The sequence below is a fragment of the Roseateles sp. GW835-FHT13E02 genome, assembly GCF_058794035.1.
On sequence record NZ_JBXAGJ010000014.1, the window covers coordinates 69,513 to 83,070 of the forward strand.

Genomic DNA, 13,558 nt, shown 5'->3' on the forward strand with positions numbered 1-13,558 from the left:
CCATGCAAGACACTCTTTTCCCTCTCCTGGCCGCGCTTGTCGGCTACCTCGTCGGTTCCCTGTCCTTTGCCGTCATCGTCAGCCGGGCCATGGGCTTGTCCGATCCGCGCAGCTACGGCTCGGGCAACCCCGGTGCCACCAATGTGCTGCGCTCGGGCAACAAGGCCGCGGCGATTTTGACCCTGGTGTTTGACGCGCTGAAAGGCTATGTGCCGGTGCTGCTGGTGCTGCAGTTCGGCGCCCGTTTCGGTCTCGGCGAGGGCACGGCGGCTCTGGTCGGCCTCGCTGCATTCCTGGGCCATCTGTGGCCGGTGTTCTTCCGCTTCGAAGGCGGCAAGGGCGTGGCCACAGCGGCCGGCGTGATCCTGGCGCTGAACCCGGTCTTGGGCGCCGCCACCCTGTTGACCTGGCTGGCGATCGCCTATTTCACCCGCTACTCGTCCCTGGCCGCCATCGTCTCTGCCGCGTTCGCGCCCATCTACGAGATGTTCGGCTGGGGCACCGGCCCCAATGTCGGCGTGCTGGTGCTGATGGGCCTGCTGCTGGTCTGGCGTCACAGCGCCAACATCAAGAAGCTGATGAATGGCACCGAGAGCCGTCTGGGCCAGAAGGCGGCCGTGGCACCGCCCGCCGGCAGCAGCAAGAAACACCCGCATGGTCCCGAGGCAGCCCATGCCCACGGCCATTCGCACAAGCATCCCAAGAAGAAGGAAAGGCAAGCAACGAAATGACGACGATCCAACGTTTTGATGTCGGCGCCCGCATGTCCGAGATGGCCGTGCACAACGGCGTGGTCTACCTGGCCGGCCAGGTGCCCGAAGACGCCAGCCAGGACATCACCGGCCAGACGGCCCAGGTGCTGGCCATGATCGACACCCTGCTGGCCCGTGCCGGCAGCGACAAGAGCAAGATCCTGCGTGCGCAGATCTACATCGCCGACCTGGCCGATTTCCCCGGCATGAACGCCGCCTGGGACGCTTGGGTGGTACCCGGCCACACACCGCCGCGCGCCACGGTCGAGGCCAAGCTGGCCCGGCCGGAGTGGAAGGTCGAGATTGTTGTGACCGCTGCGGTTTGAGCGGCTATTCTCAAGACAACAAGAAGGCGGGGTCGAAATGAGTCGACGCCGCCTTTTGTCTTTTGGGGCTGTGGCCTGGCGCGAGCTCTGGCCGCTGCTGGCGATCGTCGCCGTGGTGTGGGGGCTGAGCACGTGGGCCCGCCAAGGCCTGCATGAGGGCCAGGCGCAAAGCCTTCGGGAGAGGGCAAAGCCGGGCGATATCGTGATGCTGTCCAGCCGCAGCTGTGCCTACTGCAGCCAGGCACGCGAGTGGTTTGAAGCGGAGCGCATTCCCTACGCCGAGTGCTTCATCGAGAGCAATGCGCAGTGCGCGCAACGTTTTCGCGAGACCCAGGCGCAGGGCACGCCCACCTTCCTGGTCCGAGGTCAGGTCATGGTGGGTCTGGATCGGGCGCGGATGGTGGCGCTGCTGGAGCAGGCGGGGGCTGTGCAGCGCTAGCTTTGTCGCTGGCACCGGTGTGTGCGAACTCAGCCGGCCCGCAAGCATGCGGGCCGTCCTGAACGAGGCAGGCAAAGCCGCGCAGGCGGCCATACAAGACCTTCAGCCGTCCCGCAAGCATGCGGGCCGTCCTGAGTTAGCCACAAGGTCCTGCGCAGGCAGGACCTTGTGCGCGAACTCAGTCCTCGCTGCTGAAGACGAGTTTGACTTCGTGGCTTTGCTTTTCGCCGTTGCCTTCGAAGCGCCACTCCATGAGGGCTTCGGTCACGGCGCGGTCGAAGACGCGCGGCGGTTCGGATTCCAGGATCTGCACATCGATGACCTTGCCATCGGGGCCGATGTTCATCTTGGCCTTGACCGAGCCGGTCTTGATGTTCTTCTTGGTTGCAGCCGCGGGGAACTCAGGCGGTACCTTCTTCAGGACCTTGGGGGAGGCCGTGGCGCTGGTCGCGATCAGGAGGGCGCCGAGCAGGCCAGCCGATGCGCGCAGCATCTGGGTGAGCAGCGTGGGTCGATTCGAAGGGGTCATGTCTTTCCTCTGCTGTGGTCTTGAAATGAGTGGCAAAACTGGGTGTCGCTCTGCACTCAGTGATGGGTGCGGAAGAAGCCGACCGCTTCCAGCAAGCGCGAGGAACTGCTGGTCAGCGCCTCGGTCGAGTGGCTCAGCTCACTCACCAGGCTGGCGTTCTGCTGGGTGCTGCGATCGAGTTCGTTCATGGCGTTGTTGACGATGCCGACGCCCGCAGCCTGTTCCTGGGCCGAGTGCGAGATTTCCTCGATCAGCTGGCCCATGTCGTTGACTTCGTTGACCACGCTGCTGATGGTCACGCCGGCGTTGTTCACCAGATCGGTGCCGGTTTCCACCTTGACCGTGGATTCCTGGATCAGCACCTTGATTTCCTTGGCGGCGGAGGCGGCGCGCGAAGCCAGGGCGCGCACTTCCGAGGCCACCACGGCGAAACCGCGGCCATGCTCGCCGGCGCGCGCCGCTTCCACGGCGGCATTCAGGGCCAGGATGTTGGTCTGGAAGGCGATGCCGTCGATCACGCCGATGATGTCGCCGATTTTGCGCGAGCTGGCGCTGATCTCTTCCATCGTCGCCACCACCTGGGCCACGGCCTTGCCGCCGGCGCTGGCTGAATTGCGGGCCTTGCTGGCAATGCCGGCCGCCTTGCGGGTCAGTTCGCTGGCGCCGCTGAGGTTGGCGGCGATCTGCTCCACCGATGCGGCGGTGGTCTGCAGGCTGGAGGCCGAGCGCGCCGTGCGATCGGACAGATCGTTGTTGCCGCTGGCAATCTGGCTGGAGCTCTGGGCCACATCGGCGGCGGCCGCGCTGACGCTGCTGACCACGCCAGACAGCGCCTCCTGCATGCCTTGCATCACTTCCAGCATCTGCCCCAGTTCATCACTGCCGGCGGCGCCCACGCTGTGCGTGAGGTCGCCATTGCGGATGGCGTCGGCCGCGGCCTGGGCCTGTTTGACCGGGTTGATGATGGAGCGCGAGATCGCCAGGCCGCCAGCGCCTCCGATCACCACGGCGGCGATCACCAGCACCACGGTCACCAGCACCGAATTGCGGGCCAGCTCGCCACCGGCCACGGCCAGATCATGGGCGTTCTCGAACTGCATATCCACCAGGCCCTTCAGGCCGTCCTGATAGGCTTGTTGGGCCGGGCGCACATCGGTGATCAGACTCTCGCGCGCCTCATCGGGGCTGCCGTCCTGCTGCACCTTGCGGAACTTGTTGACCGAGGCAAAGAACTTGGCCTGGGCTTCCTTGACCTTCTCGACCTGAGCGGTTTCCTCACTGCCGTCCAGACTGCTTTGCAGGCTGGAGAGCTGTTTCTCGCTCTCCTGCACGGCGCCGTCGATGGCGGCTTTCTGCTTTTTGATCTGGCGGGCTTCGTCCAGCAGCAGCAGATCGCGTGCGGCGCGGGCGATCACATTGACATTGCCTTCCAGCGAGTTCGCTGCGGCGATCTTGACCAGGCTCTGATTGGCCGTGGTGTCCAGATCCTTGGCCAGGCGATTGGCGCTGTAAGCGCCATAGCTGCCGATGATGATCAGCAAGATGATCAAGACGGCATAGCTCAAACCCAAGCGCTGGCTGATACGCAGTTTTGAGAGAAGACTCATGGCGGGCGCTTTCTTCCTAATGACAACAAACATCCACGGCTGACGCTGCCACCCTGTTATTTCTTGTGTGTGCAGCCTACCCGTGGATCTTCGGCAGGCTGCTGGAAGACTTAAGGATCATCGCAAAGCCCATCCGGCGGTCACGTTAAAAAAGCCCCAGACTTGCCGCATTTCCGCGCCCCTGGCGCAGCAATTCCGGGTTTTCGTGACTCATGTCGATGATGGTCGTGGGCTCTCGCGCGCAGGCGCCGGCGTCCAGGATGACCTGAAGCTGCTTGTCCAGGCGATCGGAGATCTCTTGCGCGTCATTCAGCGGCTCGCTGTCGCCGGGGGCGATCAAGGTGGTGGCCAGCAGGGGCTGGCCAAAGATGGCCAGCAGGTCCTGGGTCACCCGGTGATCGGGCACGCGCAGGCCGATGGTGCGGCGCGAGGGGTGGGAGAGGCGGCGCGGCACTTCCTTGGTCGCCTCCAGGATGAAGGTGAAGGGCCCCGGTGTCGCCATCTTGAGCAGGCGGTACTGGCGGTTGTCCACGCGCGCATAACTGGCCAACTCGCTGAGGTCGCGGCAGAGCAGGGTCAGGTGGTGCTTGTCGTCGACGCCGCGAATGCGCCGCAGCGCTTCGGCCGCCGCCTTGTCGTCCAGATGGCAGACCAGGGCATAGCTGGAGTCGGTGGGGATGGCGGCGATGCCGCCGCCGTGCAGGATTTGCGCCACCTGCTTGAGGAAGCGGGGCTGCGGGTTGTCCGGGTGAACTTCGAAGAACTGAGCCATGGGCCATTGTGGCGCTGGCTCCGGCGCGCGTGCGCGGGGCGGTGCGAAAAAGACACGTGTGTCCCGCGGCCGGGGTTCACACCCTCACTGCGGCGGATGCACCCGGTCCGCCAGCTCCAGCCAGATCGGCTGCAGGCGGCCGGACAGGGCGTCCAGCCGGCCGAGGTCGATGCGGCTCTCGTCGGGTGAATGGAAATCGGAGCCGCGCGAGGCCAGCAGGCCGAACTCCAGTGCCGTCTCGGTGTACTTGGCGGCCTCAGCGGCCGTGTGGCTGCCGGTCACCACCTCGACGCCGCGGCCGCCGTGGGCGATGAACTCGGTGAAGAGCGCGTACTCCTCGGTGGGCGTGAAGCCATAGCGCGCCGGGTGGGCGATCACGGCCATGCCGCCGGCCTCGCGCAGCCAGCGCACGGCGTCGCCCAGGCCGGCCCAGCGGTGTTCGACATAACCGGGCTTGCCCTCGGTGAGGAAGCGGCGGAACACCTCGCTGATGTCGCTGCAATGGCCGGCTTCCACCAGGAAACGGGCGAAATGGGTGCGCGAGATCAGCTCCGGGTTGCCCACATACTGCAGCGCACCTTCGAAGGCGCCGGGGATGCCCACGGCTGCCAGACCGGCCGCCATCTCTCGGGCACGCGGCTCGCGGCCGCCGCGGGTGGCGCGCAAACCCTGGATCAAGGCCTCGTTGTGGTGGTCAAAACCGAGGCCGACGATGTGCACCACGCGGCCTGCGAAGCTGACCGAAATCTCCACCCCGGTCAGGTAGGCCAGGCCCTGGGCCTGGGCAGCTTCCAGCGCGCGCTGCTGGCCGCCCACCTCGTCGTGGTCGGTCAGGGCCCAGAGCTCGACGCCATTGGCCTTGGCCCGCGCCGCCAGTTCCTCGGGCTGCAAGGTGCCGTCGGACACCCGCGAGTGGCAATGCAAATCGGCATTGCTGAGGTGGTGGAGGGCCCACGGGTGGACGGGTTGGCGGTCGAGGTTTGGATTCACTGGGCCATTTTAGGCGCCGGCCTCTTCCGTCATCGCCTCGACGATCATCTGCACCCGCTGCTGACCCTGGTATTCGTCCAGGCTCAGGCGGTAGGCCAAGAGGCCGCGCTCGGGCACCGGCTCGATGTGGCCGAACCAGATCGCATCGCGCAGGGCACCCCCCTGGCGCAGGCGCAGCTTGAGGTGACGCTCGCCGACGATGCGCTGCGAGATCACCTCGACCCGGTCGCAGAACAGCGGCGCTTCGAAGGCCTGACCCCAGACCTGGGCGTCCAGGGCGCGCACGGTGTCGGCGGTGAACAGCTCCGGGGCCAGGGGGCCATCGGTGCGCAAGGTGCGGGTCAGGGCGGCTGCGTCCAGCCATTCGGCCGCCACGTCTTGCAAAGCCTGGTCGAAGCGCTCGAAGCCGTCGTCGGCCAGGGTGCAGCCGGCCGCCATGGCGTGGCCGCCGAACTTCTTGAGCAGCTCGGGGTGGCGCTTGCTGACCAGGTCCAGGGCGTCGCGCAGATGAAAGCCTGGGATGGAGCGGCCCGAGCCCTTGAGTTGACCGTCGGCGCCACGGGCGAAGACGAAAGTGGGCCGGTGGATGCGGTCCTTGAGGCGCGAGGCAATGATGCCGACCACGCCCTCGTGGAACTCGGGTTCGAACAGGGCCAGGGCGGCGGGGGGCTCACCCTTGAGGCGCGGGTCTTGCATCAGTTCGTCGAGCTTGAACTCGGCCTGCTCGCGCATATCGGCTTCGATCTCGCGCCGCTCGCGGTTGATGGCGTCGAGCTGACGCGCCAGTTCCAGGGCACGGGTCGGGTCGTCGCTGAGCAGGCATTCGATGCCCAGGGTCATGTCAGAGAGCCGGCCGGCGGCATTGATGCGCGGGCCCAGGGCAAAGCCGAGGTCGAAGGCATTGGCGCGGCTGCAATCGCGGCCGGCGGCGGTGAACAAGGCAGCGATGCCGGGCTGCACCCGGCCGGCGCGCATGCGCTTGAGCCCTTGCGCGACCAGGCGGCGGTTGTTGGCGTCGAGCTTGACCACATCGGCCACCGTGCCCAGGGCCACCAGGTCCAGCAGGCCGTCGAGCTTGGGCTGTGGCGCGTTGTCGTAGCGGCCACGTTGGCGCAGCTCGCTGCGCAGGGCCAGCAGCACATAAAAAGCCACGCCCACGCCAGCCAGGTTCTTGCTGGCAAAGCCGCAGCCGGGCTGGCTGGGGTTGACCAGGGCGTCGGCCGCGGGTAGCTCGATCCGGCCTTCAACCACGGCGGGCAGGTGGTGGTCGGTCACCAGCACGCGCAGGCCCAGGGCCTTGGCATGGGCCACGCCGGCCATGCTGGCAATGCCGTTGTCCACGGTCATCAAGAGCTGCGGCCGTTGCGGCAGGGCCAGCTCGACGATGGCCGGCGTCAGGCCGTAGCCATGGATGGCGCGGTCGGGCACCACATAGCAGAGCTGCTCGGGCGCCGCGCCCAGCAGGGTCAGGCCGCGCAGGGCCACGCTGCAGGCGGTGGCGCCGTCGCAGTCGTAATCGGCCACCAGGCAGATGCGCTGGCGCTGCTCGATGCAGTCGGCCAGCAATCGCGCGGCCTCCTGGATGCCTTTCAAATCCTCGGGGGGCAGCAGGCGGGCCAGGCCGTCGTCCAGCTCCTCGGCCGAGCTGACGCCGCGCGAGGCGAACAGGCGCGCCAGAAGCGGCGCGATGCCGGCTTGTTCCAGCGCCCAGGCGGTGCGAGGTGGCACCTCGCGCGTTAGCAGGCGGGGCGCGTTCACAGGGCCCCCAGCAGTTCGGAGGTGTTGGCGCGCGGTGGGCTCAGGCGCTGCCACAGGCCTTGCAGGGCGCCGCTGGGGCGCAGGCTGTAGCACTGCGCGAAGCGCTCGCCACACAGGGTCAGGCGCAGCGAGGGGTGGGACTTGCGGGCCAGGTCGAGCGCGCGCGCCACCGGGCCGGCGTCCAGGGCCACCCAGGCTTCCGACCAGGCGGCCCAGTCACCCGCCAGCAAAGGCGCGCGCAGGCGCTCGTCCAATTGCAGCTGAGCGGGCAGTTCGCCGCCCTCGGCGCGGCCGCAGCCGCTGATCCAGACCGAATTGACGGCAAGCACCCCGCGCTGCTCGCGTGCCTGGTTGAGCGGGTGTTCGTGCAGCAGCATCTGGATCTCGTTTTGCAGGCGGCGCAGCAGTCGGGCCTCGGGCATCCAGGCCGCCACATTGCGGGCCAGGATGCGGTCCAGGCTGGCGCTGGCCAGGCCTTGCAGGCTGGCATGGCCGATCAGCCAGGTCTGGCTGTCCACCCAGTGCGCCGCCCAGCCCTCCTGGCTGGGCCAGAGCTCGGCCAGGGCCTCGAAGAGGGCGCGCGAATCGAACTCGCTGAGCTGCAGATCCTCGGGGTTGTAGGCGGTGATGTGGTCAGCGCCCACGGCCAGATGCAGGGGCGTCAGGCGTGCCCAGGCCAGGCGCTCGTCCAGCCCCAGGCTGCGGGCCAGCCAGGCGGCGGTGGGCAGCTCGCCCGGCGCGGCCTGGCTGCCGCGCAGCTGGGCCAGGGCCAGCTCCTGCGGGGTGTTGAGGCTGTACTCGTCCTCGCCGATGGGCGCGCCGTCAAGGCTCAGGCGGCCCAGCAGTTCGCTCAAATGGGGCAGGTTCAGCTCGCCCAGGCTGTGCTGGCAGGCCTCGCCCAGGGCGCTGGCGTGGGGAATCATCAGATGCATGGGCGTGATTATCGAGGCGCGGGCGCGCCGCTGCCGCAGGGCTGGCGTCATGGAAGCGTCACAGGCCTGCCATGGCCGCGACATGGGCCCGGTCGAGACTGCCCGCCATGCCGCACGACCCCGCCACCTCCCGCGCAGACTGGGCCTTGGCCGCCCACCCTCCCGAGGCCGAGGACGGCCCGGCGGAGCCGCCCAGCCGGCGTTACCGCACGGTCTGGATCTCGGACCTGCACCTGGGCACGCCGGGCTGCCAGGCGGTGGCGCTGCTGGAGTTCTTGCGCGAGGTGGAGTGCGAGCAGCTCTTCCTGGTGGGCGACATCATCGATGGCTGGCAGCTGCGCCGCAGCTGGTACTGGCCGCAGGCCCACAACGATGTGGTGCAGAAGTTGCTGCGCAAGGCGCGCAAGGGCTGCCGCGTGGTCTTCATCCCGGGCAACCACGACGAGTTCGCGCGCAAATACCTGGGCCACAACTTCGGCGGCATCGAGGTGGCCAAGGAATGGGTGCATGAGACAGCCGATGGTCGCAAGCTCTGGATCACCCACGGCGATCTCTTCGACGGCGTGATCCAGTGCGCCAAGTGGCTGGCCCATGTGGGCGACACCTTGTACGAGCTGACGCTCAAGCTCAACCGCCACCTCAACAGCCTGCGCGCCCGTCTGGGCCTGCCCTACTGGAGCTTGTCCAAGTATCTGAAACTCAAGGTCAAGCGGGCGGTGAGCTTCATTTCCGATTTCGAGGTGGCGGTGGCGCGCGAGGCGCGCAAGCGCGGCGTGCACGGCGTGGTGTGCGGCCACATCCACCATGCCGAGCTGCGCGAGATCGACGGCATCCTCTACGCCAACGACGGCGACTGGGTCGAGAGCCTGACCGCCCTGGTCGAGCATGCCGACGGGCAGCTGGAAATCCTGGACTGGAGCGCCCACAGCACGGTGCTGGCCGGCCGCAGCGTGGCCCCGCCGCGCACGGAACTGGCGCCGCAGGGGCGCTAGCCGAACATGCCTGCACGGCAGGGCTGCTGACCTAGTCCGTTCGGCTCACGGAACTGTCATATTTCATCCATAGAATGAATCGATGACCGTCCCTCAAGTGCCCGTCCAGCTGCTCAATCGCGAGCAGGCCATTCTTGAATTCAACCGGCGCGTGCTGGCCCAGGCCCAGCGTGCCGACGTGCCCTTGCTGGAGCAGCTGCGCTACATCTGCATCGTCTCGTCCAACCTCGATGAGTTCTTCGAGGTGCGTTTCGCCGACATGCTGGACGCCGCGCGCGATCCCGAGAGCCTGGTCAATAACCGCGATGTCGAGCGGGTGGGGCGCGCCGCCCACGCCCTGATCGACGAGCAGTATTCGGTCTTCAACGACCTGGTCATGCCGGCCCTGCGCGCCCAGCGCATCGTCGTGCTCAACCATGCGGATCGCAACGAGGCGCAGCGCCAGTGGGTGGCCAAGTTCTTCGAGCGCGAGGTGCGGCCGCTGCTGGTGCCGGTGGGTCTGGACCCGGCCCACCCCTTCCCGCAGGTGGCCAACAAATCGTTGCATTTCATTGCCCGGCTCTCGGGCAAGGATGCCTTTGGCCGCGACAACCGCATCGCCATCGTCAAGGTGCCACGGGTGCTGCCGCGGGTGATCAAGCTGCCGGCCTCCATCAGCGATGGCCAGCAGGCCTTTGTGCTGCTGACCAGCGTGATCCGCGCGCATCTGGAAGAGCTGTTTTCGGGCCGCAAGGTCGAAGCGTTTTCGCAGTTCCGCGTCACCCGTGACTCCGACCTCGAGGTCGATGAGGAAGAGGTGGCCAATCTGCGCCACGCCCTGCGCTCGGGCCTGACCACGCGCCACTTCGGCCGGGCAGTGCGCCTGGAGGTGGTGAACACCTGCCCGGCCGAGTTGTCGCAGTTCCTGCTGGAGCAGTTCGGCCTGCCTGCGGCGGCCCTGTACCGGGTCAACGGCCCCGTCAATCTGGTGCGCCTGAATGAGCTGATCGATCAGACCGAGGCGCCGGATCTTCGTTTTCCTGATCATGAGCCGATCTGGCCTCAGGGGCGCCTGCCGCGTCAGAAGTCCATCTTTGATCGCCTGCGCAAGGGCGATGTGCTCTTGCACCACCCCTTCGAGAGCTTCGATCCGGTGGTGGAGTTCCTGCGCCAGGCCGTGGAGGACCCGGATGTGCTGGCCATCAAGCAGACCATCTACCGCACCGGCAGCAAGTCGGTGCTGATGGATCTGCTGATCGAGGCGGCGCGGCGCGGCAAGGAAGTGATGGCCGTGGTGGAGCTCAAGGCCCGCTTCGACGAAGAGGCCAATATCAACTGGGCCGAGCGCCTGGAGGCCGTGGGTGCGCAGGTGGTCTACGGCATCGTCGGCTACAAGACGCATGCCAAGCTGCTGCTGGTGACGCGCCGCGAGGGCGCCAGGTTCCGGCGTTATGCCCATCTGTCCACCGGCAACTACAACCCGCGCACGGCACGTTTTTACACCGATCTCGGTTATCTCACGGCCGACCCGGAGCTGACCTCGGACGCCGATGCGGTGTTCCGCCAGCTCGCCTCGCTGGGCAAGATCAAGCCGCCCAAGCGCTTGCTGCTGGCGCCCTTCAATATGCACAGCCGCATGTTGGAGTACCTGGCTCAGGTGGAGCAGGCGGCGCTGGCCGGCAAGCCCGCCCGGGTGGTGATCAAGATCAATGCGCTGACCGATCTGGAGTTGATCCAGGCCTTGCTGCGCGTCTCGCAAGCCGGGGTCAAGGTGGACCTGATCGTGCGCGGCGCCTGCATGCTGCCGCCGGGTCTGCCTGGTGTCAGCGACAACATCGTCGTGCGCTCGGTGGTGGGGCGCTTCCTGGAACACACCCGCATCTGCTACTTCCGCTGGGGCCCTGGCGAGGAAGATGAGGCGCTCTACCTCTCCAGCGCCGACTGGATGAGCCGGAATATGTTCCGTCGCATCGAGGTCGCCTGGCCGGTGGTCGACGCCCGCCTGCGCCAGCGCGTCATCGACGAGGGCCTGCTGCCCTATCTGCATGACAGCCTGGACGCCTGGCAGCTCGGCCCCGATGGCCGCTCCAGCCGCATCTCCGATCAGGGCTGCAGCGCCCAGCAGGCGCTGATGAAGCGCTACCAGTCCGACAACTGAGCAGGTGGAGCGCGGGCCGTGGATCTGATTCTCTGGCGCCATGCCGAGGCCGAGTTGCTGCCTGAGGGCGGCACGGATGTGGCCCGTCGGCTCACGCCCAAGGGTGAACGCCAGGCTCAGCGCATGGCCGCCTGGCTGAACAGCCGCCTGGCCGAGAACTGCCGGGTGATCGCCAGCCCGGCGGTGCGCACGCATCGCACCGCCCTGGCCCTGGGGCGCGATCTGCAGCTGCTGCCGGCCTTGCTGCCCGATGCGCAGCCGCAGGCGCTGCTGGAGGCGGCGGGCTGGTCATTGAGGGGTCCGGGCCCGGGCGCCGACGCAGCCCCGGTGCTGCTGGTCGGTCATCAACCGACCCTGGGCCGCGTGGCCGCGCTCTTGCTGAGCGCGCAGGATCAGGCCTGGGCGGTCAAGAAAGGGGCCATCTGGTGGCTGCGTGCGCGCGAGCGCAACGGTAGCCCTGAGGTGACCCTGCACACGGTGCTGGCGCCCGATCAGCTCTGAGCCGATCAGGCTCGGGCGTCGCTCAGCGGCCTCAGGCCAGCAGCAATTCCAGCACTCCCGAGCGGGCCCAGGCCTGCGCTTCTTCCTGCAGCAGGTAGAGCGCACGCGGCTGGGTGTTGGGCAGGGCTTTGGGCAGGCTCAGGGTGATCTGGCGGCCGTTGCGGCGCAGGCTCAGGGCCTTGGGCTCGGTCACGCCGCGAGCATGGCAGGCGATCACCGCCAGGCGCAGGCTCAAGAGTTGCCAGAGCAGGCTTTCGTCGCCCATCTGCGCTTCCAGCTTGCGCAGGCCGCCCCGCTGGCCCAGGGCCAGGTCGGCCAGGCGGCGCAGCTGGTCTTGCGAGAAACCGGCCGCGTCCACATGGGAGAGCAGGTAGGCGCTGTGGCGGTGGTGGTCGTGGTGCGAGACCATCATGCCAATCTCATGCAAGGCGGCGGCCCAGGCCAGCTCGCGCTGCAGGGCTCGGCTGGCGCGCGGTGCCAGCTGCTTGTGCAGGCGCAGGGCCAGGTCTTGCACGCGAGCAGCCTGGGGCAGGTCGACGCTGAAGCGCTTTTGAAGCGCGGCGACTGAGGCCTCGCGCATGTCCAGCACGGTGGCGCCCTCGCCGGCGCGTTCGGTTTCCAGGCGTTCGACCAGGTCGAAGATCACGCCCTGGCGCAGCGCGCCCTTGGCGGGCCGTAGCTCGGGGATGCCGAATTGGGTCAGCAAGGTGTAGAGGATGCACAGGCCGCCGCCGACCACGGCGCGGCGGTCTTCCTTGAGACCGGGCAGGTCCAGGCGGTCCATGCTGCCGGCTTCCAGCGCGCGCTCGATGCACCAGCGCAGGGCTTCGGGCGTGATGCGGCCATCGGTCTGGCCGCTGGCCGCCAGGATTTGCGCCACGGCGCCCACGGTGCCCGAGGAGCCCAGGGCCTCCTGCCACATGGTGGGTTTGAACAGGGCGAAGGCTTCTTCGAGCTCGGCCCCCGCGGCCACCTGAGCGGCGCGGAAGGCCTCGGGCGTGAACTGGCCGTCAGGGAAAAAGCGCAGCGACAGGCTGACGCTGCCCACCTGGAAGGATTCGGCCGTCAGCGGCTTGCGGCCGCGGCCCAGAATCATCTCGGTCGAGCGGCCGCCGATGTCGATCACCAGGCGCGGCAGGTTGGAGGGCTGCAGGCGTGCGACGCCGACGAAGATCAGGCGTGCTTCCTCGCGGCCCGAGATCACCTCGATCGGGTAGCCCAGAGCCTCGCGGGCGCGGGCCAGGAAGGCATTGCGGTTGCGCGCTTCGCGTAGGGTCTGGGTGGCGACGGCGCGCACACGCGCGGCCGGGAAGCCCTCCAGGCGGCTGGCGAAACGGCGCAGGCAGTCCAGGCCGCGCTGCATGGCCGCCTCGGTCAGCATGCCTTCGCTGTCCAGGCCGGCACCCAGGCGCACGGTTTCTTTCAAGTACTCCAGGCGCTTGTACTGGCCGCGCGGTAGGTGGGCGATCTCCAGGCGGAAGCTGTTGGAGCCCATGTCGATGGCGGCGAGTGGGGCGGTGGCCGGCGGCGAAAGCTCGACGGCGCGGGGGGCGGCAGGAAAATTCATGGCGGCATTGTCGGCGCAAACCGAGGCAGCTCTGTGTCGGCGCGCCATCGGTGTGGCGCTGCGTGGCGCTGCGTGGTGATCATGGCGCTTGACAGGCTTGCTAAGATGAAAGCCAGAGCTCAGGTGGCGGCCGTCCAGGCCGGGCCACCGCAGCTGCAGGGAGGCTGAACAGCCTCCCCTTTGTTTTTATGACCGGTTGTGGGCGGGCGCTTGCCTCGCGCCGCGGCCGGTGTGGGCACCCGCCGGCACCCATCAC

The 13,558-nt window shown here is 67.7% G+C and carries 13 protein-coding genes; 6 read left to right on the forward strand and 7 right to left on the reverse strand.

Annotated features, from left to right (window positions below; translation table 11 throughout):
* The first annotated feature begins 2 nt into the window (after positions 1-2).
* The 3 genes from plsY to AC1Q6P_RS14890 are packed head-to-tail and all read left to right on the forward strand — an operon-like array spanning position 3 to position 1,517.
* Positions 3-731, forward strand: a complete 729-nt coding sequence (gene plsY, locus AC1Q6P_RS14880; RefSeq protein ID WP_171826985.1) for a glycerol-3-phosphate 1-O-acyltransferase PlsY — start codon at positions 3-5, stop codon at positions 729-731.
* Positions 728-1,078, forward strand: coding sequence for a RidA family protein (locus AC1Q6P_RS14885; RefSeq protein ID WP_492664711.1), 351 nt, complete (start codon positions 728-730; stop codon positions 1,076-1,078). The genes plsY and AC1Q6P_RS14885 overlap by 4 nt, the downstream gene beginning before the upstream one ends.
* Before the next feature lie 37 nt (positions 1,079-1,115).
* On the forward strand, positions 1,116-1,517 hold the full coding sequence (locus AC1Q6P_RS14890) for a glutaredoxin family protein (protein ID WP_492664710.1): 402 nt from the start codon (positions 1,116-1,118) through the stop codon (positions 1,515-1,517).
* A gap of 178 nt (positions 1,518-1,695) precedes the next feature.
* On the opposite strand, the gene AC1Q6P_RS14895 is transcribed toward AC1Q6P_RS14890, so the two are convergent.
* From AC1Q6P_RS14895 to AC1Q6P_RS14920, 6 genes are all read right to left on the reverse strand, one after another.
* Complete coding sequence (locus AC1Q6P_RS14895) at positions 1,696-2,046, reverse strand: energy transducer TonB (protein ID WP_171826987.1); 351 nt, start codon at positions 2,044-2,046, stop codon at positions 1,696-1,698.
* Positions 2,047-2,102: 56 nt separating this feature from the next.
* Positions 2,103-3,653: a methyl-accepting chemotaxis protein gene (locus AC1Q6P_RS14900; RefSeq protein ID WP_171826988.1), complete on the reverse strand. Its 1,551-nt coding sequence runs from the start codon at positions 3,651-3,653 to the stop codon at positions 2,103-2,105.
* Between the two features lie 145 nt (positions 3,654-3,798).
* Positions 3,799-4,425, reverse strand: coding sequence for an L-threonylcarbamoyladenylate synthase (locus AC1Q6P_RS14905; RefSeq protein ID WP_102766486.1), 627 nt, complete (start codon positions 4,423-4,425; stop codon positions 3,799-3,801).
* Positions 4,426-4,509: 84 nt separating this feature from the next.
* Positions 4,510-5,415 (reverse strand): 3',5'-nucleoside bisphosphate phosphatase, encoded by a 906-nt coding sequence (locus tag AC1Q6P_RS14910; protein ID WP_171826989.1) that lies wholly within the window; start codon positions 5,413-5,415, stop codon positions 4,510-4,512.
* 9 nt (positions 5,416-5,424) lie between these two features.
* Positions 5,425-7,143: a single-stranded-DNA-specific exonuclease RecJ gene (recJ, locus tag AC1Q6P_RS14915; RefSeq protein WP_492664709.1), complete on the reverse strand. Its 1,719-nt coding sequence runs from the start codon at positions 7,141-7,143 to the stop codon at positions 5,425-5,427.
* A gap of 26 nt (positions 7,144-7,169) precedes the next feature.
* The gene (locus tag AC1Q6P_RS14920; RefSeq protein ID WP_492664708.1) at positions 7,170-8,105 is read right to left on the reverse strand and encodes a hypothetical protein; all 936 of its coding nucleotides are present in this window, start codon (positions 8,103-8,105) and stop codon (positions 7,170-7,172) included.
* Between the two features lie 107 nt (positions 8,106-8,212).
* Here AC1Q6P_RS14920 and AC1Q6P_RS14925 point away from each other — a divergent pair, with 107 nt between their 5' ends.
* The 3 genes from AC1Q6P_RS14925 to AC1Q6P_RS14935 all read left to right on the forward strand — a co-directional run bounded on the left by AC1Q6P_RS14925 (position 8,213) and on the right by AC1Q6P_RS14935 (position 11,735).
* A complete protein-coding gene (locus AC1Q6P_RS14925; RefSeq protein WP_171826992.1) occupies positions 8,213-9,097 on the forward strand; it encodes a UDP-2,3-diacylglucosamine diphosphatase in 885 nt (294 codons plus the stop codon).
* A gap of 82 nt (positions 9,098-9,179) precedes the next feature.
* Positions 9,180-11,234: a polyphosphate kinase 1 gene (ppk1, locus tag AC1Q6P_RS14930; RefSeq protein ID WP_171826993.1), complete on the forward strand. Its 2,055-nt coding sequence runs from the start codon at positions 9,180-9,182 to the stop codon at positions 11,232-11,234.
* An 18-nt stretch (positions 11,235-11,252) separates the two neighbouring features.
* Positions 11,253-11,735: a SixA phosphatase family protein gene (locus AC1Q6P_RS14935; protein ID WP_492664707.1), complete on the forward strand. Its 483-nt coding sequence runs from the start codon at positions 11,253-11,255 to the stop codon at positions 11,733-11,735.
* A 31-nt stretch (positions 11,736-11,766) separates the two neighbouring features.
* On the opposite strand, the gene ppx is transcribed toward AC1Q6P_RS14935, so the two are convergent.
* A complete protein-coding gene (gene ppx / locus AC1Q6P_RS14940; protein WP_492664706.1) occupies positions 11,767-13,302 on the reverse strand; it encodes an exopolyphosphatase in 1,536 nt (511 codons plus the stop codon).
* Between the last annotated feature and the right edge of the window lie 256 nt (positions 13,303-13,558).

Bases quoted from the DNA above. Each gene is read 5' to 3' on its own strand.
- plsY (WP_171826985.1), top strand. From the start codon at position 3: ATGCAAGACACTCTTTTCCCTCTCCTGGCCGCGCTTGTCGGCTACCTC.
- AC1Q6P_RS14885 (WP_492664711.1), top strand. From the start codon at position 728: ATGACGACGATCCAACGTTTTGATGTCGGCGCCCGCATGTCCGAGATG.
- AC1Q6P_RS14890 (WP_492664710.1), top strand. From the start codon at position 1,116: ATGAGTCGACGCCGCCTTTTGTCTTTTGGGGCTGTGGCCTGGCGCGAG.
- AC1Q6P_RS14895 (WP_171826987.1), bottom strand. From the start codon at position 2,046: ATGACCCCTTCGAATCGACCCACGCTGCTCACCCAGATGCTGCGCGCA.
- AC1Q6P_RS14900 (WP_171826988.1), bottom strand. From the start codon at position 3,653: ATGAGTCTTCTCTCAAAACTGCGTATCAGCCAGCGCTTGGGTTTGAGC.
- AC1Q6P_RS14905 (WP_102766486.1), bottom strand. From the start codon at position 4,425: ATGGCTCAGTTCTTCGAAGTTCACCCGGACAACCCGCAGCCCCGCTTC.
- AC1Q6P_RS14920 (WP_492664708.1), bottom strand. From the start codon at position 8,105: ATGCATCTGATGATTCCCCACGCCAGCGCCCTGGGCGAGGCCTGCCAG.
- AC1Q6P_RS14925 (WP_171826992.1), top strand. From the start codon at position 8,213: ATGCCGCACGACCCCGCCACCTCCCGCGCAGACTGGGCCTTGGCCGCC.
- ppk1 (WP_171826993.1), top strand. From the start codon at position 9,180: ATGACCGTCCCTCAAGTGCCCGTCCAGCTGCTCAATCGCGAGCAGGCC.
- ppx (WP_492664706.1), bottom strand. From the start codon at position 13,302: ATGAATTTTCCTGCCGCCCCCCGCGCCGTCGAGCTTTCGCCGCCGGCC.